General features: G+C 74.2%; 24 protein-coding genes. 5 read left to right on the top strand and 19 right to left on the bottom strand.

What is annotated here, in order from left to right:
• Window positions 1-165: adenosylhomocysteinase (locus KV205_RS16325; protein WP_265865102.1), on the top strand; the 165-nt coding region annotated here is incomplete at its 5' end.
• 86 nt (window positions 166-251) lie between these two features.
• On the opposite strand, the gene KV205_RS16320 is transcribed toward KV205_RS16325, so the two are convergent.
• The 11 genes from KV205_RS16320 to KV205_RS16270 all read right to left on the bottom strand — a co-directional run bounded on the left by KV205_RS16320 (window position 252) and on the right by KV205_RS16270 (window position 8,545).
• Window positions 252-1,901 carry an FAD-dependent oxidoreductase gene (locus tag KV205_RS16320; protein WP_265865087.1) on the bottom strand — a complete coding sequence of 550 codons (1,650 nt, stop codon included), beginning with the start codon at window positions 1,899-1,901 and terminating at the stop codon, window positions 252-254.
• A gap of 1 nt (window position 1,902) precedes the next feature.
• Window positions 1,903-2,796, bottom strand: a complete 894-nt coding sequence (locus KV205_RS16315) for an NAD(P)-dependent oxidoreductase (protein WP_265865086.1) — start codon at window positions 2,794-2,796, stop codon at window positions 1,903-1,905.
• A gap of 75 nt (window positions 2,797-2,871) precedes the next feature.
• Window positions 2,872-3,189, bottom strand: a complete 318-nt coding sequence (locus tag KV205_RS16310) for an antibiotic biosynthesis monooxygenase family protein (RefSeq protein ID WP_265865085.1) — start codon at window positions 3,187-3,189, stop codon at window positions 2,872-2,874.
• Window positions 3,179-3,508: an antibiotic biosynthesis monooxygenase family protein gene (locus tag KV205_RS16305; RefSeq protein WP_265865084.1), complete on the bottom strand. Its 330-nt coding sequence runs from the start codon at window positions 3,506-3,508 to the stop codon at window positions 3,179-3,181. Before KV205_RS16305 ends, KV205_RS16310 begins: the two co-directional genes overlap by 11 nt.
• Entirely contained in the window at window positions 3,508-4,263 is a 756-nt protein-coding gene (locus KV205_RS16300; RefSeq protein ID WP_265865083.1) for an SDR family NAD(P)-dependent oxidoreductase, read from the bottom strand. Before KV205_RS16300 ends, KV205_RS16305 begins: the two co-directional genes overlap by 1 nt.
• A gap of 39 nt (window positions 4,264-4,302) precedes the next feature.
• Window positions 4,303-4,758, bottom strand: coding sequence for a DUF1772 domain-containing protein (locus KV205_RS16295; RefSeq protein WP_265865082.1), 456 nt, complete (start codon window positions 4,756-4,758; stop codon window positions 4,303-4,305).
• Window positions 4,759-4,768: 10 nt separating this feature from the next.
• Window positions 4,769-5,233 (bottom strand): SRPBCC family protein, encoded by a 465-nt coding sequence (locus KV205_RS16290; protein WP_265865081.1) that lies wholly within the window; start codon window positions 5,231-5,233, stop codon window positions 4,769-4,771.
• Between the two features lie 36 nt (window positions 5,234-5,269).
• Entirely contained in the window at window positions 5,270-6,496 is a 1,227-nt protein-coding gene (locus KV205_RS16285) for a ketosynthase chain-length factor (protein WP_265865080.1), read from the bottom strand.
• Between the two features lie 11 nt (window positions 6,497-6,507).
• Complete coding sequence (locus tag KV205_RS16280; protein ID WP_265865079.1) at window positions 6,508-7,779, bottom strand: beta-ketoacyl synthase; 1,272 nt, start codon at window positions 7,777-7,779, stop codon at window positions 6,508-6,510.
• Window positions 7,776-8,213 (bottom strand): cupin domain-containing protein, encoded by a 438-nt coding sequence (locus KV205_RS16275; RefSeq protein ID WP_265865078.1) that lies wholly within the window; start codon window positions 8,211-8,213, stop codon window positions 7,776-7,778. The genes KV205_RS16280 and KV205_RS16275 overlap by 4 nt, the downstream gene beginning before the upstream one ends.
• Window positions 8,210-8,545: a TcmI family type II polyketide cyclase gene (locus tag KV205_RS16270; RefSeq protein ID WP_265865077.1), complete on the bottom strand. Its 336-nt coding sequence runs from the start codon at window positions 8,543-8,545 to the stop codon at window positions 8,210-8,212. The genes KV205_RS16275 and KV205_RS16270 overlap by 4 nt, the downstream gene beginning before the upstream one ends.
• A gap of 181 nt (window positions 8,546-8,726) precedes the next feature.
• On the opposite strand from KV205_RS16270, the gene KV205_RS16265 reads away from it, so the two are divergent.
• Entirely contained in the window at window positions 8,727-9,110 is a 384-nt protein-coding gene (locus KV205_RS16265; protein WP_265865076.1) for a SchA/CurD-like domain-containing protein, read from the top strand.
• A 61-nt stretch (window positions 9,111-9,171) separates the two neighbouring features.
• Here the strand turns inward: KV205_RS16265 and KV205_RS16260 are convergent, their stop codons facing one another.
• The 8 genes from KV205_RS16260 to KV205_RS16225 form a co-directional block, all read right to left on the bottom strand.
• Window positions 9,172-9,624 (bottom strand): DUF1772 domain-containing protein, encoded by a 453-nt coding sequence (locus KV205_RS16260; protein WP_265865075.1) that lies wholly within the window; start codon window positions 9,622-9,624, stop codon window positions 9,172-9,174.
• Window positions 9,621-10,010: a SchA/CurD-like domain-containing protein gene (locus KV205_RS16255; RefSeq protein WP_265865074.1), complete on the bottom strand. Its 390-nt coding sequence runs from the start codon at window positions 10,008-10,010 to the stop codon at window positions 9,621-9,623. Before KV205_RS16255 ends, KV205_RS16260 begins: the two co-directional genes overlap by 4 nt.
• A gap of 43 nt (window positions 10,011-10,053) precedes the next feature.
• Window positions 10,054-10,314 carry an acyl carrier protein gene (locus KV205_RS16250; protein ID WP_265865101.1) on the bottom strand — a complete coding sequence of 87 codons (261 nt, stop codon included), beginning with the start codon at window positions 10,312-10,314 and terminating at the stop codon, window positions 10,054-10,056.
• 77 nt (window positions 10,315-10,391) lie between these two features.
• A complete protein-coding gene (locus KV205_RS16245; protein WP_265865073.1) occupies window positions 10,392-11,207 on the bottom strand; it encodes an AfsR/SARP family transcriptional regulator in 816 nt (271 codons plus the stop codon).
• 27 nt (window positions 11,208-11,234) lie between these two features.
• On the bottom strand, window positions 11,235-12,026 hold the full coding sequence (locus tag KV205_RS16240) for an alpha/beta fold hydrolase (protein ID WP_265865072.1): 792 nt from the start codon (window positions 12,024-12,026) through the stop codon (window positions 11,235-11,237).
• A 122-nt stretch (window positions 12,027-12,148) separates the two neighbouring features.
• Window positions 12,149-12,931, bottom strand: coding sequence for a 4'-phosphopantetheinyl transferase superfamily protein (locus KV205_RS16235; protein WP_265865071.1), 783 nt, complete (start codon window positions 12,929-12,931; stop codon window positions 12,149-12,151).
• Between the two features lie 29 nt (window positions 12,932-12,960).
• Window positions 12,961-14,676: an acyl-CoA dehydrogenase family protein gene (locus KV205_RS16230; RefSeq protein ID WP_265865070.1), complete on the bottom strand. Its 1,716-nt coding sequence runs from the start codon at window positions 14,674-14,676 to the stop codon at window positions 12,961-12,963.
• 50 nt (window positions 14,677-14,726) lie between these two features.
• Window positions 14,727-14,969, bottom strand: a complete 243-nt coding sequence (locus KV205_RS16225) for a hypothetical protein (protein ID WP_265865069.1) — start codon at window positions 14,967-14,969, stop codon at window positions 14,727-14,729.
• 415 nt (window positions 14,970-15,384) lie between these two features.
• Here KV205_RS16225 and KV205_RS16220 point away from each other — a divergent pair, with 415 nt between their 5' ends.
• From KV205_RS16220 to KV205_RS16210, 3 genes are all read left to right on the top strand, one after another.
• Window positions 15,385-15,954, top strand: coding sequence for a hypothetical protein (locus KV205_RS16220; RefSeq protein WP_265865068.1), 570 nt, complete (start codon window positions 15,385-15,387; stop codon window positions 15,952-15,954).
• A gap of 266 nt (window positions 15,955-16,220) precedes the next feature.
• Window positions 16,221-16,436 (top strand): acyl-CoA carboxylase epsilon subunit, encoded by a 216-nt coding sequence (locus KV205_RS16215; RefSeq protein WP_265865067.1) that lies wholly within the window; start codon window positions 16,221-16,223, stop codon window positions 16,434-16,436.
• Window positions 16,437-16,621: 185 nt separating this feature from the next.
• Window positions 16,622-18,331: a fatty acyl-AMP ligase gene (locus KV205_RS16210; RefSeq protein ID WP_265865066.1), complete on the top strand. Its 1,710-nt coding sequence runs from the start codon at window positions 16,622-16,624 to the stop codon at window positions 18,329-18,331.
• Window positions 18,332-18,385: the final 54 nt, after the last annotated feature.

Below are 18,385 nucleotides of genomic sequence, written 5' to 3'. Positions count from 1 at the left end.
TACCCCATCGGCGTGTACACCCTCCCCAAGCACCTCGACGAGAAGGTCGCCCGCCTCCACCTCGACGCCCTCGGCGTCCGGCTCACGACCCTCCGCCCCGAGCAGGCCGCCTACATCGGCGTCCCCGTCGAGGGCCCGTACAAGCCGGACCACTACCGCTACTGATCCGGACGGCGCACCAGCACCACAAAGGCGCCGGCCGCCAGGGAGACTCCCTGGCGGCCGGCGCCTTTCGCCTTCCCCGCCGCGCCCTACCGGGCGAGCAGCCGCACCAGCACCGCCCGCAGGGTGTCGCGGGCGAAGATGGGGGCGTCCGCGCAGCGCCAGGCGACGACCCCGTCCGGGCGGACCAGGACCGCGCCCTGCGCCGTCACGCCGTACAGCTCGGGCCAGCGGTCGTCGACGTCGATGAGCTCGGCGCCGATGCCGTGCACCGTGAGCGGCAGGTCCAGCTCGTGCGCGACCGCCCGGGCGGCCTCCTGCCAGGCGCGGTTGTCGGGCCCGGTGAGCAGGACGGGCCGGTCGCCGAACAGGTCGAGCACGGAGAGTTCGGCGCCGCCCCGGCGCAGCCGCAGGTGCGGGGCCCGGCCGCCCGGCCGGCCGTCATTCTCGGCCGACCACACGCCGTACCCGGGCAGCACGCCCTCGTCCCAGGCGGTGACGGCCGAGGAGCGGTAGCGCCAGGAGAGCCACACCTGGGCGTCCTCGACGATCCCGGGGTGCACGGGCGGCCGTTCGCCGGTCCCGTCGGCTCCGCCGGTGAGCCGCGGCCGGTCCTTGGAGCGCAGCGCGGCCTGTTCGACGGTGGCCCGGCAGATCGGCCGGCGCTCCTCGTCGTAGCTGTCGAGCAGCGCCTCCCCCGCCCAGCCGGCCACGACGGCCGCGAGCTTCCAGGCCAGGTTGTGGGCGTCCTGGATGCCGGTGCTGGAGCCGAAGCCGCCGCTGGGCGGCATCACATGGGCGGCGTCGCCGACCAGGAAGACCCGGCCGTCGCGGAACCGGCCCGCCGTACGGGCCGCGCCGTCCCACGGCGAGACGGAGCGGATCCGCGGCCGCAGCCCGGGCACTCCGGCGGCGGCCCGTACGAGCTCGGCGCAGCGCTCCTCGGTGAACGACTCCGGCTCTGTGGTCGCCGGGTCGTACGCGACGTGCAGCAGCCACTCGGTGGCGTTGTCCAGCGGCACCAGCGCGCCGCGCACCCCCTCACCCGCCGTGTAGCACATCAGGAAGCGGCGGCCGGCGAGCGGCTCGGTGAGGTCGGCGTCGAAGTGGATGTTGAGGTAGTGGCCGAGGGTCTCGCCGTCGAAGGCGATGCCCAGGGTGTCGCGGATGCCGCTGTGGGCGCCGTCGGCGGCCACCAGGTAGCGGGCCTCGATCGTCCGGTCGGCGCCGGTGGCGCGGTCCCGGAGCAGCGCGGTGACTCCGGCGCCGTGCTGGTCGAAGGAGACCAGCTCGGTGCCGAACCGCAGGGCGACGCCGAGGCGTTCGGCGCGGCCGCGCAGCACGTCCTCCAGTTCGCCCTGGTGGCACAGGCACCAGCCGGTCGGGGACAGCAGGCCGATGTCGGCGCCCACGTCCATGACGTACTTCTCGTCCAGGACGCCCAGTTCGGGTCCGGCGAGCGAAGTCGCGGCGATGACCCCGGAGTTGTCGGCGAGCAGCCGGGCCGAGGGGGTGCCGCGCAGCTCGGCCTCGACGCCGGCGGCGCGCATCAGCTCCATGGCCCGCGGATGCACTCCGCGGGCCCTGGGGTGTCCCGACAGTTCGGCCCGCCGCTCGACCAGCAGGCAGTCCACGCCCTGCTGGGCGAGGAAGACGGCGGCGGAGAGACCCGCGATCCCTCCGCCGACCACCAGGACGTCGGTGTTCCGGAGCGTGCTCCGGGTGGTGCTCAGCACCATCTCACCCTCCTTCTCCTTGCCTCGTCGGTGCGCCGGGCCGGTGCTCGACGAGCACGGACGCGTCCTTGTCGCCGTCGCCGGCCGCGAGCACCTCGTTGAACCGTTCGTGCACCACGTCGAGGACGGGCATCGCGGCTCCGTGTCCGGCGGCTGCCGCCAGGGCGATCCGGATGTCTTTGGCCATGAGCGCGGAGCGGAAGAAGGCCGGCTCGTAGCTCCGCTTGAGCATCAGGTCGGCGCGGAAGCGCATCACGAGCGAGCTGAAGCCGCTGTTCGCGACGACGCCGATGAGCTGGTCGCGGTCCAGGCCGGCCGCGGTGCCGTAGGCGACGGCCTCGGCGAGGGCGGCGACCTGGGCGCCGAGCAGCAGGTTCAGGATGAGCTTGAGGCTGGTCGCGGTGCCGGGCGCGCCGACGTGCACGATCTCGCTGCCGAAGGCCTCCAGGACCGGGCGGACCTCCGCCAGGTCCGCCGGGTCGCCGGAGACGAAGACCCGCAGCTCGCCCTTGCGGGCCTGCAGCGGGTTGCCGACGACGCAGGCCTCGACCCGGCGCAGGCCCTTGTCGGCGAGCCGGGCGGCGGCCTCGCGGGCGTAACCCGGGGACACGGTGGAGGTGTCGACGACGACGGAGCCGGGGGCGAGGACCGGGACGACCCGGTCGAAGAGGACCTCCTCGACGGCCTTCTCGTCGCTGAGGCTGAGCAGGACGAGCCGGTGGCCGGCCGCCGCGTCCTCGGGGGTGGCGGCGAGCCGGGCGCCCGCCTCGGCGAGCGGGGCGGCCTTCTGCGCGGTGCGGTTGTGGACGGTCAGCGTGTGCCCGGTCTCCAGCAGCCGCCGGGCCATGCCGCCGCCCATGCTGCCGAGCCCGATGAACGCCAACTGACGCTCTGCCATGGTGGGTTCTCTCTCTTCGGAGTACGTGTACGTGTACGGGTACGGGTACGGGTACGCGTACGGGCGGCGCCGCGGTCAGTACGCGGCGTCCACCTCGTACACCGCGAACGGGACGGGCGTACGCGTGTCGCGGAAGGGGCGCAGCGGGGCGGTGTCCTGGCGGTGCTCGGCGCCGGCCTCCCAGGCCAGGAAGGCCGCCATGGACTCCCAGCGGCTCATCACGGCGAGCGCGGTGGGGTCGGCGGGGCTGCGCAGGAGTTCGTTGCCGAGCATGCCGGGCACCTTGGCGAGCCGTTCGCTGACCTGGTGGTAGGCCGCGCGGACGGCGGCGAGCTGCTCCTCGTCGTGCGCGGCCTGGTAGACGACGACCCGCACCTGGCCCTTACCGGGCATCGGCGGCCGCCCGGCCCTCGATGCCGTGGAGCACCGTCATGACGTGGAAGGTGCCGCCCTTGCGGTACGGGTGGAGGGTGGCCCGGTGCTCCAGGTGGGCGGGGCTGTTCTCGAACGCGCGGAACCGCGGCTCGTCCAGCCAGTCGCTGACGATCACATAGGTGCTGTGGCCGTCCGGGCCGCCCTCCTCGCGGGCGAGGGACTGGCCGAGGTTGGCGGGGTGGCCGGTGACCGCCTCGGTCCCGGCCAGCCAGGCCTTCTCGAAGTCGGCCTCCTTGCCCGGCTCGATCTCCATGCGCAGCATCACCCGGAAGGTCATCAGGAGATCCCCCCGTCGACGCCGATGGTGTTGCCGGTGACGTAGCGGGACAGGTCGCTGGCGAGCCACAGCACGGCGCCGGCCACCTCGTCGGGGGTGCCGAGCCGGCCGAGGGCGGTCTTGGCGCCGTACCGCTCCTTCATGACCTTCTGCTGCTCCGCGGGCATGGCGTGGAAGTTCTCGGTCTCGATGACGCCGAGCGCGAGCAGGTTGAAGCGGATGCCCTGCGCGCCGAACTCCTTGGCGAGGGACCGGTTCAGGCCGGCCAGCGCGGCCTTGGTGGCGGTGTAGTGGGCGCGCAGCGGGATGCCGGCCTCGACGGCGCGGGAGCCGACGGTGACCACGGAGGAGCCGGCGCCGAGCAGCGGGAGGGCGTGCTGGATGACGAGGTGGGCGCCGGTGACGTTGGTGGCGAAGATCCGCTGCCACTCGTCCAGCGGGAGGTCCGCGTACGGGATGTGGCTGATGGTGCCGGCGTTGTTGACGAGCAGGTCGAGGCGGTCGCCGTGCAGTTCGCGCACCCGGCCGAGCAGGGCGGCGATCTCCTCGGGCCGGGACAGGTCGGCGCGCAGCACATGGTGGTCGCCGCCGGTCTCCTTGAGCTCGCGCTCCAGGGAGGCGACGTGGTCGCTGTCGTTCTGGTAGCAGGTGATCACGTCGACGCCGGCCCGGGCGAGCGCCAGGACGACGCCCCGGCCGACCCCGCGGGTGCCGCCGGTGACCAGGGCCTTCTTGCCCCGCAGTTCGAGGTCCATGGATCTTCCCTTCGCATGAGAACAGTGGGATCGGAATGGTCAGAGCAGGAAGCCGAGCGCCGTGCAGTTGACGGCGAGGGCGAGGAGCGTGATCCAGCTGCGCCGGCTGTTCCAGGCGCCCCATTCCGGGCGCGGGTCCTTGAAGTCGGCGGGCAGGTCGTCCGGGTCGAGGGTGCGCATCCAGCGGTTGACCGGCGCGTTCTTGGTGACGGCGATGACCGGGGTGGTCGCGGTGAGGAACCCCGCGACGGCGAAGAGGAGCTGGGCCGTCGGGTCGGGCGCTGTGATCGCCAGGACCGCGTCCAGGACGACGGTGCCGATCAGACAGATCGGCATGGTCGGGTCGTAGCGCTGTCCGAGGAACGCGTGGGCGTAGACATAGCGGTTCACCGGCAGGGAGGCCATGTAGGGGAAGCCGCCGAGCTGGGTGCCGAGCATCACGCCGGCCGCGAGGCCGTTGGCGAGCAGCAGCAGGGGGGCGAGGACGTTCAGCACGGCCGCCTCCTCAGCGGGTCAGGGCGCGTGCCGCGGCCTCGACCCGCTCCTTGATGAGCGCCATCTGCACCTTGGTGTTGCGGTTGAGGTGCTCGGTCATGGCCTCGTCGGTGGCCGGGGCCTGGGGCTTCATGTGGAAGTCCTGCACCCAGCGCATCCGGACACCGCCGCCGGGCTCCTCGGTGTACTCCCAGAAGATGCGCATGAACTCGAAGGGGCCGGTCTCGACGCGCTCGGCGCGCACGGTGCGGGTGACCGGGTCGCCGGTGCGCCGGGAGACCCAGCTCCAGACGTTGCCGTCCTCGTCGGGGTGCATGGTGAGGCGGAAGACGACGGTGTCGCCGTCGCGTTCGGTGATCTCGGCGGAGGCGTACTCGCTGAACAGGTTCGGCCAGCCGGGGACGTCGTTGGTGATGTCCCACACGACGTCCATCGGGGCGTCGATGACGATGTGGTTGTCGGTGTGTCCTGCCATGGGAACTCCCTCGGTGGTCGGTGGGGTCGGCGGCCTTCAGCGGCCGAGCACCAGGGCGGAGGCGAAGCCGCCGTGGCCGCGCGCCAGGACCAGCGCGTGGCGCAGCGGCCGCTCCCGCGGGGCGCCGGTGACCAGGTCGATCTCCAGGCCCGGGGCGGGCTCGTGGACGTGCGCGGTGTGCGGGATGACGCCTTCGCGCAGGGCGAGCAGCGCGGTGGCCACGTCGAGCGGCGCGCCGCCGCCGTAGAGCCGGCCGGTGAGCGTCTTGGGTGCGGTGACGGGCACCCCGCGCGGGCCGAAGATCGCGGTGATGGTCTCCGCCTCGGCGCGGTCGTCGGCCGGGTTGCCGGCGGCGTCGGCGAAGACGACGTCGATGTCGGCGGGGGTGAGGCCGGCGTCGGCGAGGGCCTGTTCGGCGGTACGGCGCAGGGCGCGCGGCCGGTCGGACCCGGGGGCCGGGTCGAAACCGGCGGCGTGGCCGAGGATCCGTCCGTAGCCGCTGCCCAGGCCGCGCTCGGCGGCGGCCTCGGCGGTCTCCAGGACGAGGATCGCGCCGCCCTCGCCGGGCAGATGGCCGGAGGCCTCGGCGGCGAAGGGAAGATAGGCGTGCTCCGGGTCCGGGACGGTGGAGAGCCGGCCGGTGGTGAGCTGTGCGGTGAGGCCGTACGGGCAGAGCGAGGCGTCGGTGCCGCCGGTGACGACCAGGCGCGAGCCGCCGCGCAGCAGCCGCCGGGCCTGGGCGATGCCGTCGAGGCCGCCGGCCTGCTCGCAGGCGAGGACGCCGCACGGGCCGCGCATCTTGTGCCGGATGGAGAGCTGTCCGGTGGTGGCGGCATAGAACCAGGCGATGGACTGGTAGGCGCCGACCCAGCCGGGGTCGTGCTGGTAGAGGGCGGTCATCTCCTTCTGGCCGAACTCGGTGCCGCCGGAGGACGAGGAGGTCACCACGGCCATCTCGTACTCGCCGATGGCGCCGAGGTCGGCGCCGCTGTCGGCGAGGGCGGCCTCGCCGGCCGCGAGGGCGAGGTGCGTCCAGTGGTCGGTCTGCACGATCAGCCGGCTGGGCACCTGCTCGGCGGTGTCGAAGCCGGGCACCTGGCCGGCGTACCGCACCGGGTAGGGGCTGGGGTCGAAGCGGCCGATCCGGCCGATGCCGGACTTGCCGGCCAGGACCGCGGCCCAGTGCGCAGCGACGCCGATGCCGGTGGGCGCGACGATGCCGAGCCCCGTGACGACGGGGGCGGCGTTCGCGACGGACGTCATGGCTCCTCCTCTCACGCGGCCCGGACGGTGCCGGGGCGGGACAGGACCATGGCGCTCTGGAATCCGCCGAAGCCGCTGCCGACGGTGAGCACGGTGTCCATGGCGTGCTCCCGGGCGGTGACGGGCACGTAGTCCAGGTCGCAGAGCGGGTCCTTGGTCTTCAGGTTGGCCGTGGGCGGCACCACCTGGCGGTCGAGCGCCAGGGCGCAGGCGGCCACCTCGATGGAGCCGATCGCGCCGAGCGAGTGCCCGATCATCGACTTGATGGAGCTGACCGGGATGTCGTAGGCGTGCTGCCCCAGGCTGCGCTTGAACGCGGCGGTCTCGTGGCGGTCGTTCTGCTTGGTGCCGGAGCCGTGCGCGTTGATGTAGTCGACGGCCGTCGGGTCGAGCCGGGCCCGGTCGAGGGCGACGGTGACGGCCTCGGCGAGCTCGCGGCCGTCGGGCTTGAGGCCGGTCATGTGGTGGGCGTTGCTGCGGCTGGCGAAGCCGGCGACCTCGGCGTAGATCCGGGCGCCGCGGGCGAGCGCCGCCTCGCGTTCCTCGACGACCAGGACGGCGGCGCCCTCGCCGAGCACGAAGCCGTCGCGCTCGCCGTCGAAGGGGCGGGAGGCGTGCTCCGGGTCGGCGTTGTTCGGGGTGGTCGCCTTGATCGCGTCGAAACAGGCGGAGGTGATGGGCGAGATGGGGGCGTCGGTGGCGCCGGTGACGACGACGTCGGCGGTGCCCTCCTCGATGAGCTGCACGCCGTGCCCGATGGAGTCGAGCCCGGAGGTGCAGCCGGTGGAGATCAGCGCGACCGGGCCCTCGGCGCCGGTCTCCCAGGCGACCTCGACGGCGAGCGTCGACGGCACCATGTAGCCGTAGAGGTGCGGCACTCCGTACTCGTGGTCGACGAGCCACCGCTTGCCGCCGTCGGAGAGGGTGACGTACTCCTCCTCCAGGCCCATGGTGCAGCCGACGGCGCTGCCGATCGAGACCGCGATCCGGGTGGGGTCGAGGGCGGCCAGCTCGATGCCGCTGTCGGCGACGGCCTCGCGGGCGGAGACCACGGCGAACTGGGCGGCCCGGTCCATGCGGCGGATCTGCCGGGCGGTGAGGCCGGCCGCCGCCGGGTCGAAGTCGACCTCGGCGGCGACCTGCGAGCGGAACGGGGCCGGGTCGAACAGGGTGATCCGCCGGGTGGCGGTGCGGCCCTCGGACAGCGTCCGCCAGAAGGCCTCCCGGCCCACCCCGCCCGGCACGACCGCGCCGATGCCGGTGATGACGGCCCGTCGGGTCACCGGGCACCGCCGACGTCCGGGTTGGCCTGCTCGGGGCGCTGCGCCTGCTCGGTGTCGACGTGGCCGAGCTCGGGGCGCGGCGCGAGCGGCGACAGGTGGAAGGCGCAGCGGGCGGTGGTGTCACCGGTGTTGAGGAGCCGGTGGCGGACGCCGATCGGCACGCACAGCGAGTCGCCGGGGCCGAGCGCGACGACGTCCTTGCCGTCCAGGGTCATCTCCAGGGTGCCCTCGACGACGTGCAGGAACTCCTCGGAGTACGGGTGGTAGTGCTCGGTGATCCAGTCGCCGGGCGCCAGGTCGAGCACGCCGCCGAAGCCGGAGGTGCAGCCGACCGTCTTGGGGCTGAGGGTGACGCGGATGTCTCCGCCGCGCTTGGTGTTGGCCGCGACCTCGGCGGCGGCCACCTTCACGGTGCGGGTGATGGCGGTGGTCACTGGATCCGCCCTCCGTCCTTGGTCCAGATGTAGAAGGGCGTGGCCATCGCGTCCTTCGGTTCCTTCCAGTCCGGGTCGTACGGCTCCACGCACGCGGCGAGCTTGGTGTTGATGTCGTCGTAGAGCGGGTGGCTGCGGGCGCGGTAGAGGTTGGCGCCGATGTCTCCGTCGGCCTCCACCAGGTGGAAGTACAGGCCGTGGAACCGGAACAGGGTGCGGCGGCTCACGCCGATCATGTGCGGCAGGTCGGTGGCGTCGGACTCCTCGAAGATCCTCGCGATGTCGTCCGTCCTGTCCGGCCGCAGCTTGGCGACGATCAGAGTGCGGTGCACGGGTCCTCCCGGTGGTCGGTGGTCACGGGAGAACGTCGCACCGGGGTCTGGAGGGCCGCTCGAAATCCTCTCCAGGGTGCGGGGTCCGCCGCTGTTACGGGGGATTTCGAGCGGGGCCCGAGCCGGTCGGGCTTGCCTGGCGGCAACGTCCACGACAGCGGTTGAGGGAGAGGGCACGGGCATGCCGTTCGCAGCGATCACGTACGACATCAAGCCGGGGTACGAGAAGGAACTCGCCGAGATCTTCGGCGACTTCAAGCGGGTGCGCAGCAGCCGGGTCGAGGACGCCGCGGGCGAGCAGGCCGGCACGATCCTGGCCACCGCGGTGTTCCTGCGCGACGACACCCTGGTCCGGGTCATCGAGTACACCGGCGATCTGGAGGCCGTGGCCCGGCACATGGCCGCGCAGCCGGGCGTGCGCGAGGTGGAACGGAAGCTGAAGCCGTATCTGAGCCGGCCCCGGGACACGGACACGGTCGAGGGCTTCGTGGCCACCTTCCAGCGCAGCCTGCTGAACACGGTCGCGCAGATCTCGGTACGGGATCTGCCCGCCGCGCAGGGCTGACGCAACATCCGCCGGGCCGCACTCCGGGAGTGCGGCCCGACGGATGTGATCTGACGTGAAATCAGATTGCAGCCAGCGCCGCCCCGTTGAGGATCAGGGCCACGAGGGCCAGGGCGGTGCGCAGATAGTGGAAGCGGCGCCAGAGCGGGCGCGGGTCCTCCCAGTCGGGCGGGATGACCGCCGGGTCGGTGATCGCCTTGACCCGGCGGTTGATGGGGACGTTGCACAGATGGGACACCCCGGACACGCCGAGCAGCAGCACCGCGCCGACCGCGAACAGCGGGCGCGCGGCGCCGTCGGCCGCCACGGCGAGCACCCCGTCGGCCAGGGTGCTGCTCAGCACGATGACGGGCATCGTGGGGTCCCAGTTGCGGCCGAGCAGCTGGTGCGCGTGCACATAGGTGCCGGTCTCCATCGCGAACAGCGCGGGCAGCACGCTCAGCGCGACGGCGAACAGCACTCCGGCGGTGACCCCGCTGCCGAGCACGGCCACGACGGCCAGCACCTCGGTCATGACGCCCGGGCCTCCGTGGGGTGGGTGTCCACCGTCAGCTGGACCAGGGTGTGCATGGTGGCCTCCCGGAAGTACTCCGCGAACGCCTGCGGCGAGCGGGTGTCACGGGGCTCGGCGAGGTACGGCAGGAGCGCGGCCTCCGCGCTGTGCACGCCCTGCTGGGCGGCCATGTGCCGGCCGACGGCCGCGAAGTCGCCCTCGTAGTGGATGACCCGGACGACCACGTCGTCCTTCAGGAACACGGCCGTGCCGAGCAGCCGGCCGGCCTGCTCCCCGTCGGCGCCGGTGAAGTCGGGCGTGTCGACTCTCCGGAAGTCGGTGAAGATCTTGGTGATCTCTTCCTCGAATCCCGGCTTGACCCGGTAGGTGATGGCTGCGTAGGGCATGGGTCTCCTCCGTCTGCTCGGTCGGGTGGGGTCCGTCGGTGGGTCAGCGGATCGCGCCGGCGCGCGGCGCCGCGCCGATCAGCGCGAGCAGCATCCGCGGGGTCTCGGCCTCCATGACGGCGTCGTCGTCGAGGACGATGCCGTACGTGCGGTTGATCACGCTGGTGGCCTGGAGGAGGGCGAGCGAGTCGTAGCCGAACTCCAGGAACGGGGTGTCGAGGGCGGCCTCGCCCTCCAGCGCCATGCCCTCCTCCGGGGCGCCGACGCATTCGAGCAGGAGCGCCCCCAGCTCGGACAGGTTCATGTCGGTCACGATGGTTCCTCTCGATCGGTCGATACGGGTCGGTCGACGGGTCGGTCGATACGGTCGGTCGGTACGGGTCAGTTGGCGCTCGCCAGCCGCGCGTCCAGGTCGAGCCGCGGCGAGGAGTCGAGCACCGCCTGGTGCAGGTGCTCGACGCTGGGCGAGGGGTCGAGGCCGAGGCTCTGGTTGAGGCAGCGGCGCAGCTGCCGGTAGACGGAGAGGGCGTCGCTGCGGCGCCCGACCCGGTACAGCGCGAGCATCAGCTGCTCGTGCACCGCCTCGTGCAGGGGATGACGCGCGGCGAGCCCGGAGAGCTCGCCGACCAGCTCATGATGGCGCCCGAGCCTCAGGTCTGCCTCGATCCGCCGCTGAAGGACGCTCATCCGCGACTCGTCGAGCCGGGTGGCCTCCACTTCGAGCAGCGACCCGCACTGCACGTCGGCGAGCGCGCGCCCGTGCCACAGGGCGAGCGCCCGGCCGAAGTACGAGGAGGCGCCGGGCCAGTCGCCCTGGTGCAGGGCCCGGTGGCCGGCCGAGGACAGCGCGTCGAACTCATGGGCGTCGAGCAGACCGCCGTGGCTGTCGAGGCGGTAGCCGCCGGGTTCGGTGACGAGCACGCTCTTGACGCCGTTGGGCAGGGCGGCGCGCTCGGTGCCGTCGCCGAGCGCGGCGCCGATGGCGTTGCGGATCTGCAGGATGTACGTCTGCAGGGTGGTCTGGACGCTGCGGGGCGGATGCTCGCCCCACACCTCCTCCACCAGCGAGGCCACCGAGACGAGCTCGCCCGCCTGGAGGGCGAGCAGGGCGAAGACCTTGCGCGGTTTGACCGCCGTGAGGTGCACCGGCACCCCGGACAGGGTGGCCCGGAACGGGCCGAGCACGCTGATGTCCATGCGCGGATCTCCTTCGGGTTACGTGGATCAGCCGGCCTGGCGCGGCGCCGTGCCGGGACGCGCCGCACCGGGTCCTGTCGCAGGGGCCCGCAGGGCCTCCCCCATCGCCCGGGGCACGTCCCGGCCCCGTACGAAGAAGTGCGTGCCGCGGACGGTCCGCAGCCGGAAACGGGTGGTGGTGCACTCCTGCCAGGCCTGCACCTCGGGCGCGGAGACCAGCGGGTCCACCTCGCCCGCGTAGGCGTCGAGGGGGCAGGGCAGCGCGGTCACGGGCGCGGACCGCAGGTCCTGGGCGAGGAGCAGATCGGTGCGCAGGGTGGCGAGGGTGCCGGCCAGCCAGCCGATCCGGCCCCGCAGCAGCGCGGGGATGGACTCGTTGTCACCGAGCGCCCGGATCAGTTCCTCGTCGGGGAGTTCCGGGCTGAGCAGGGTCTCCAGGACCGGGGCGGGCAGTTGGGGCGCCGAGCAGGCGCCGACCGAGAGCAGCTCGGGCGGGCGCAGCCCGGCGCGCACCCGGTGCTCGGCGAACCGGTAGGCGACCAGGGCGCCCAGGCTGTGCCCGTAGAGGGCGTGCGGCTCGTCGAGCAGCGGGCCGAGGTCGGCCTGGAGCTCGTCGAGGAGCCGGGCGCCGTCGGTGATCCGGTCCTCGCGCCGCCGGGTCTCCCGGCCGGGCAGCCGGACCGGCAGGACGGACACGTCCGGGCCGATGCGCCGCTGCCAGCCGGCGAAGGTCATGGCGCCGCCGCCGGCGTGGTGGAAGCAGAACAGCCGGATCCCGTCCGTGGCGGGCCCCGGCCGGACCGCGAGATAGCGCTGCACCCGATCCCCCTTCGTACGCCGCGCTGCATGTGGCCGTGATTCATCCGGCCGTGTGTGGCCGTGCTTTCTTGCCGCACCTTTTCGGTCAGATGCGCGAGGAGAGGGTCACCGCAGTGCCTCGTTCATCGCTCAACTGGCACTGGAGCCCGGTCGTCGAAGCCGGGGTCGTGGACGGCGGCGCTGACGGTGTAGGCGGTGCGGCCGTCCTCGACCGGCCAGCTGTGGAAGGTCCACTCGCGCCCCGCGCCGGGGGTTCCGTCGGGCCGCAGCATGCGGGTCGGGCCGCCGGGCGACCCGACCGGCGGCCCGAAGCCGAACTCGGTGAAGCGGAACCGGAGTCCCTGCCCGATCGCCTTGCTGTAGGCCTCCTTGAGCGTCCACAGCCGCACCAGCTCGCGGTTGCGCCGCTCCGGGGGGACCCGCTCCAGGGCCGCCAGTTCGTGCGGGGTGCAGGCCTGGTGCTCGGTGCCGAGCTCCAGCATCCGCCGGTCGGCCGGCTCGGTGTCCACGCCGATCCGGCCGACCCGGGTGAGGCCGACGACGAGCAGGCCCTCGGTGTGGCTGAGGCCGACGTCCAGATGGCCGATGCCGCGCAGATACGGGCGGCCGCCCGGTTTGTACGCCAGTTCCAGCTCGTGCGGCAGGGCGTCGAGCACCGCGCCCGCCGCCGACTTGAGCAGCAGCCGGGCGGCGACGAACCGGTCCCGGTTGCGCGAGGCGGGCATCCGGACCAGCCGCGCGTGGTCGTCCGGCCCCAGATCGGCGGCGAGCCCCGGCGCGCCGGGGTCCGCCGGCACCCAGTCGTCGACGGCCGCGTACACGACACAGCTGCCGTCCCCGGCGACCGCGTCCCGCACCTCCCGCCACGAGCCCCCGCCCCCGCGATGCCGCACCGGGTGTTCCATGTCGTACCTCCTGGTCACGCCTCGTACGGTCACGAGCGGCCGAGCGCGGTCGCGTACAGGTCGTAGCTGCGGGCGTCGTCGAAGCGGTGAAGCAGCTCGCCGAGCAGCTGGTCGGCGGCGGCCTCCGGCATCCGGACCGCCGTGCGGTCGAGCCGGCCGGCGACGCGGGTGAGCGCGGTGGCCGCCCAGTCCGGGCCGGCCAGGAAGCCGCCGGGCGGGCGGTGGCGCCACACGCCCAGGCAGGCGGCGCCCGCGACGAGCAGCGCGTAGCGGTCGGCCAGGGCGAGGGCGCGGGGGCCGGGGGGCTCGGCGGCGGGCCGGGCGGCGAGTTCGGCGCAGCCCTCGCGCAGCACGGCCAGTTGCGCCACGAGCACCCCGGCGGCCTCGGCGAGCGGTCCGTCGGCGTGCCGGGCCGACTCCTCCAGGGAGCCGAGCAGCGAGTCCCGGTCGGCGGGCCGGCCGTTCTCCCAGACCTCGCACGGCGGCAGGGCCGCGTCGAACGGCCGGAAGAGGGCGCCGAGTTCGGCGTCGCCCTGCGCCTGTGGCGTACCGAACGCGGGCAGCCGGCGCAGTTGGGCGACGAGCACGGCCCGGCTGGCCGAGGCGCCCGCGCTGCCCAGGCCGAGGATCGGCAGGTCGCGGGCGGTCTTCTGGAAGATCGCGTAGCCGCCGCTGGTGGCGTACGCCTCGGAGCCGAGCACGATCGACAGGTCGTCCATCGTCTCGGTGAGGACCATCGGCAGCAGGTACTTGGCGACGGCGCCGAGGGTCCGGCTCTCGCGCGGCAGCACATGCGTGGCCCGGGTGGCGACGAGGGACAGGCAGTCGCACACCAGCAGGTCGGCGAAGGCGTTCACGAGCGCGGTGCGGGTCCGCGAGGAGTGCAGCGAGGCGGGGCTGCGGCGGCGCCGGGAGCGGGCGAAGGCGGTGGTGGTGCGCAGGGCGGTGTCGGCGCAGCCGAGGGTCATCGACAGACCGGCGCTGCGGGTGAGCGGGAAGACGTGCTCGGCGAGTCGGGTGCCGCCGCCCGCCGGTCCGAGGAGCCGTCCGGTGGGCGGCCGGGGCCCGTCGAAGGCGAGGCCCTGGACGGCGCAGCCGCGTACGCCGGTGGTCGGGCGGCGCGGCAGCAGCCGGATGCCGGCGCCGTCGGGGTGGGCGGGTCCGGGGGTCAGGAGTGCGCTCAGCCCGTCGGGCGTGTCGGCGAAGAGCACGAGGGCGCCGGCCCGGGCCCCGTTGTTGAGGGCCTCCTTGCGGCCGCCGACGCGGTAGCCGGCGCCGTCCGGCACGGCGGTGAGCCGGTTGCGCAGGAAGTCGTTGCCCTGCGGCGGCTCGGGGTAGGCGCAGGCCATCCTGCCGTGGGCGAGCAGCAGGGCGGCGGTCTCCTGCCGCTGGCCGGGCGTGCCGGCCGTCCACACGCCGACCGCGGCGAGGTACGAGGTGAGGCCGTAGCCCAGGCCCAGGGCGGCGTCGCGGCGGAACACCACGCGCAGCACCCGGGCCAGCACGTCGAGCCGGTCGAGCCGGCCGCCGAGGGCGACGGGCACGAACTCGGCGTTCAGGCCGAAGGCGTCGAGCAGCCGCTCGGCGGCCGGCAGCAGCCGCCGCTCCTCGTCGGCGGCCAGGAACTGCTGGGCGCCCAGCGGGTTTCCGGGGTCGTCGAGGTCGCCGAACTCGTGTTCGAGCCGGGCGATGCGTTCCTGGACGGCGACCTCCGAGGAGTCGACCGGGTCCACCACCGTCGTCATGCCATCCCTCCGTTCCTCCGCCCCGTCCGCCGGGTGTCGGCGGGCACCGCTCAATTCGCGCTCGAGGTCTTCCGGTCAGAATCGGTTCCGCCGTCGGGCCGCGGGGCCCCGGCCTGCGGACCTCCGGTCCGCGGGTCGGCCGCCATGGCCTGCTGGTAGCGCTGCCAGAGCGGGTTCTCGTCCACGGGCACCCACATGGAGCCGTAGGCGACGAGCGAGGTCCACACCGACCGCGCGAGCCGCCCGAGGAGCACACGGGTGGCGACGCCGTCGCTGTTTCCGGTTGCGGGCACGTCGGGCCCTCCCTTCCGAGACTTCGGGAAGGCCACGGTCCCCGCGGCGGCTCGGTGGATCCTCGAGGAACTCTCGGGCGCGCGGGCCCTGCCCGGGACCGAGGGGGTGTCTCGCCGATCAGGCCGGATCAGCGAGCGGCGTCTGGTGCGTGTGATCGCAAGGCGGAGGAGGGAGTCAACGCGGTGGGGGTACCTCCCCGGCCGCCAGGCCGAGGGGGCCGTTGCCGACCGACGACAACGCGGCGAGCGCGCGTGCCAGACGCCGAGAGCCCGGCATGATCGGCGAGACACCCCCTAGGGCCTCCTCAAGCGGTTCTCAAGCAGCCTGTGGTCGGATGTCCGGGACTGCACGCACCACCGGGACGAGAAGGGGGGCCGGGCGGTGTATCCACGCGAGCGTGAGCCGGAACTGACCGTGATCGGACGTTTCACCACCACCGCGCCGCCCGGGGAGTTCGAGACCGGCCTGCTCGCCCACGCCCGGCGCCGGGAGTCCCGCCGGGGCTTCGTCTCCCAGGTGACCGCCGCCCTGACCGGGCGCCCCGGCGCCTATGTGCACGTCGAGCAGTGGACCGGCCTCGACCGGCTGCTGCGGGCCGGACGCGAGGAGCCGGCGGCGCCGCCCGCGCCCGCGGAGGCCGAACTCCTCGTCACCGTCGGCCGGATGGCGCCGAACGGCACGCCCGCCGACGCCGCCCGCCTGGTCCTGCTGCGGGCCGCGGTCGCGCACACCGCCGACCCGGACCGCTTCGAGCTGGACTTCGGCTCACTGGTCGGCGCGTGCGTGGCCGAGGAGGCCTTCGGCGGCAGCCTGCTGCTGCGCTCGGTGGCCGACCCGTACGCGTACACGGGTCTGCTGTGGTGGCACGACCCCGCGGCCGACGAGCGGGTCCGGGCGGGCGCGCCCTGGCGTACCCGGCTCGGCGGCCTGGCGGGCACCGCCCGCGTCGCCGTGGACCCGGCGCGCCCGCTGACCGCCGGCTGACGGCCGCCGGGCGGCGCTCCACCGGCACGTCCGCCGAGCGGCCTTCCGCCGGCCCGGTCGAGACCTCCCGCCCGGCCGGGCCCGGCAGGTGACCGGGCGCTCTCGCCGCCGGGGGCATTCCGACGGCGGCCTCCCCCAGAGCCTGCCCCGGGCCTCTGCCGGCCCGATCCGGGCCCTCCCGGGTCCCCTCGACCGCCTCTCCCCCGCACCCCCGCCCCCACCCCTTCCCGAGGACTTCTCGAGTCGCCGGACCCAGCATCGGCCCCATGGACGAGACCACCGAGACGCAGCCCGCCTTCGTCGTCGTACGGGGGCGGCCGGACCCCGTGGAACTCGCCGCGCTGACGGCCGTCCTGCTGGCCAGGGTGCGTGCGGCGGCCGCGGCGGAGGACTCCGACGACCCGGCGGCCCGGGCTCCGCGCGCGCCCTGGGGCGCGCCGCGGCGGGTGCGCCCGAGGGTCGGCTGGACGGCGCCCCGCTGAGGACGCAAGCCCCCGCGCGCGCCCGTTCCGCTCCGGCCCGGCCCAGCGCCGGTCGAGTGCCCGTCCAGCCGTCGTGCCTACGGTCGATCGGCGGGTGAGAGACGGGCGCCGACCGCCGGGGGCGTCAGCGCCCGTACGACACGCAGGGGGCCGAGTTGAGCGACCATCGCACCTTCACCGAACTGATGACCGACAGAGTCGGGCGGGCACCGGAGCGCACCGCGCTGCTCCTGCTGCCGGACAGCGACGAACGCGGTCGCCCCGCCTCGCTCACGTACCGCGCGCTCGACGCCCGGGCCCGCCGGCTCGCCGGCCGGCTGCTCGCCGACGGCGCCACCGGCGAGCCGGTGCTGCTGCTCCACGAGTCCCGGGCCCAGTTCGCGGTGTCGTTCCTGGCGTGTCTGTACGCCGGGGCGGTCGCCGTGCCGGTGCCGCCCTACGACGGCCGCAGCCACCACGAGGAGCGGGTGGCCGGGATCGTCCGGCAGACCCATCCGCGGGCCGCGCTCACCTGCGCGTCGCTCGCACCGGACGTGTCCCGGCTGCTCGCCCGGCACGGGCACGGCTCGGTGCCCTGTCTCGCGGCCGACGCGGTCGGCGGGACGGGCACCGAGCGGCTGCCCGAGGCGGATCCGGACACCGTGGCGTATCTGCAGTTCTCGTCCGGGTCCACCGGCAGCCCGAACGGCGTGGTGGTCACCCACCGCAATCTGCTCGCCAACCAGGAGGCCCTCGCCCGGCTGCTCGGTGCGGGCCCCGACGCCCGGATCGGCGGTTGGCTGCCGTTCCATCACGACATGGGCCTGGTGGGGCAGTTGCTCCATCCGCTCTGGCTCGGCGGCACCTCCGTCACGCTCTCCCCCGAGGCCTTCGTCAAGCGGCCGGCCCGCTGGCTGGAGGCGATCGGACGGTACGGGATCGAGGTGAGCGGCGCCCCCGACTTCGCGTACGACCTGTGCGTGCGGCGGGTCTCGGACGAGGAGCTCGCCGGGCTCGACCTGTCGGGCTGGCGGATCGCGGTCTCCGGCGGCGAGCCGGTGCGCGCCGAGACCCGGCGGGCGTTCACCGAGCGGTTCGCCGCCGCCGGTCTGCGCCCGGACACCCTGCACGCGGCGTACGGCCTCGCCGAGGCCACCCTGCTGGTCTCCGGCGGCCCGGCCGCGGACGGCGAGCGCACGGTCGACACCGGGGCCCTGGAGCAGGGCGAGGTGCGCGAGGCCCAGCCCGGGCGGCGCGCCCGGACCTCCCTGGTGTCCGTCGGGCGGGTCGCGGAGGCGGCCGGGCAGGTCCTGATCGTGGACCCGGAGAGCCGCCGGGTGCTCCCCGACGGGCGGATCGGCGAGATATGGGTGAGCGGTCCGGGCGTCTCCGGGGCGTACTGGCGCGACCGCAAGGCGAGCGCCGAACGCTTCGGGGCGGTGACGGCCGACGGCACGGGCGGGCTGCTGCGCACCGGTGACCTCGGCACGGTGGACGACGGTCGGCTCTATGTCACCGGCCGGCTGAAGGACGTGATCATGGTCGCGGGCCGCAACCTCTATCCGCAGGACGTGGAGCGCACGGTCCAGCGGGTGAGCTCGCTGTTCGGCACCGGATCCGCCTTCTCCGTCCCGGGCGAGCGCGAACGGGTGGTCGTGGTCCAGGAGTTGCGCACCCACCAGCGGTACGCGCTCGACCTGGAGGAGCTGGTGACGGACGTACGGCGCTGTCTCAGCGAGGAGTTCCAGGTGGCGGTGGCGGGCGTGCTCCTGGTGCGCCCCGGCACCGTCCGCCGCACCAGCAGCGGAAAGGTCGAACGGGTGGCGATGCGCCGGCTGTTCCTGAGCGGCGGCCTGCGGCCGCTGCACCAGTACCTGGCCGACGACCTGGTCGGAGCGGCAGGTTCACGCCGCTAGCGGTGGGCCCGCGCCGCTGGCCGCGGGCGACCCGGTCGGTACTTCCGCCGGCGG

This window comes from Streptomyces sp. SKN60 (assembly GCF_026236535.1).
Lineage (GTDB): Bacteria > Actinomycetota > Actinomycetes > Streptomycetales > Streptomycetaceae > Streptomyces.
The sequence above is the reverse complement of the archived record's forward strand: the minus strand, read 5'-3'. Positions and strand labels throughout refer to the sequence as shown.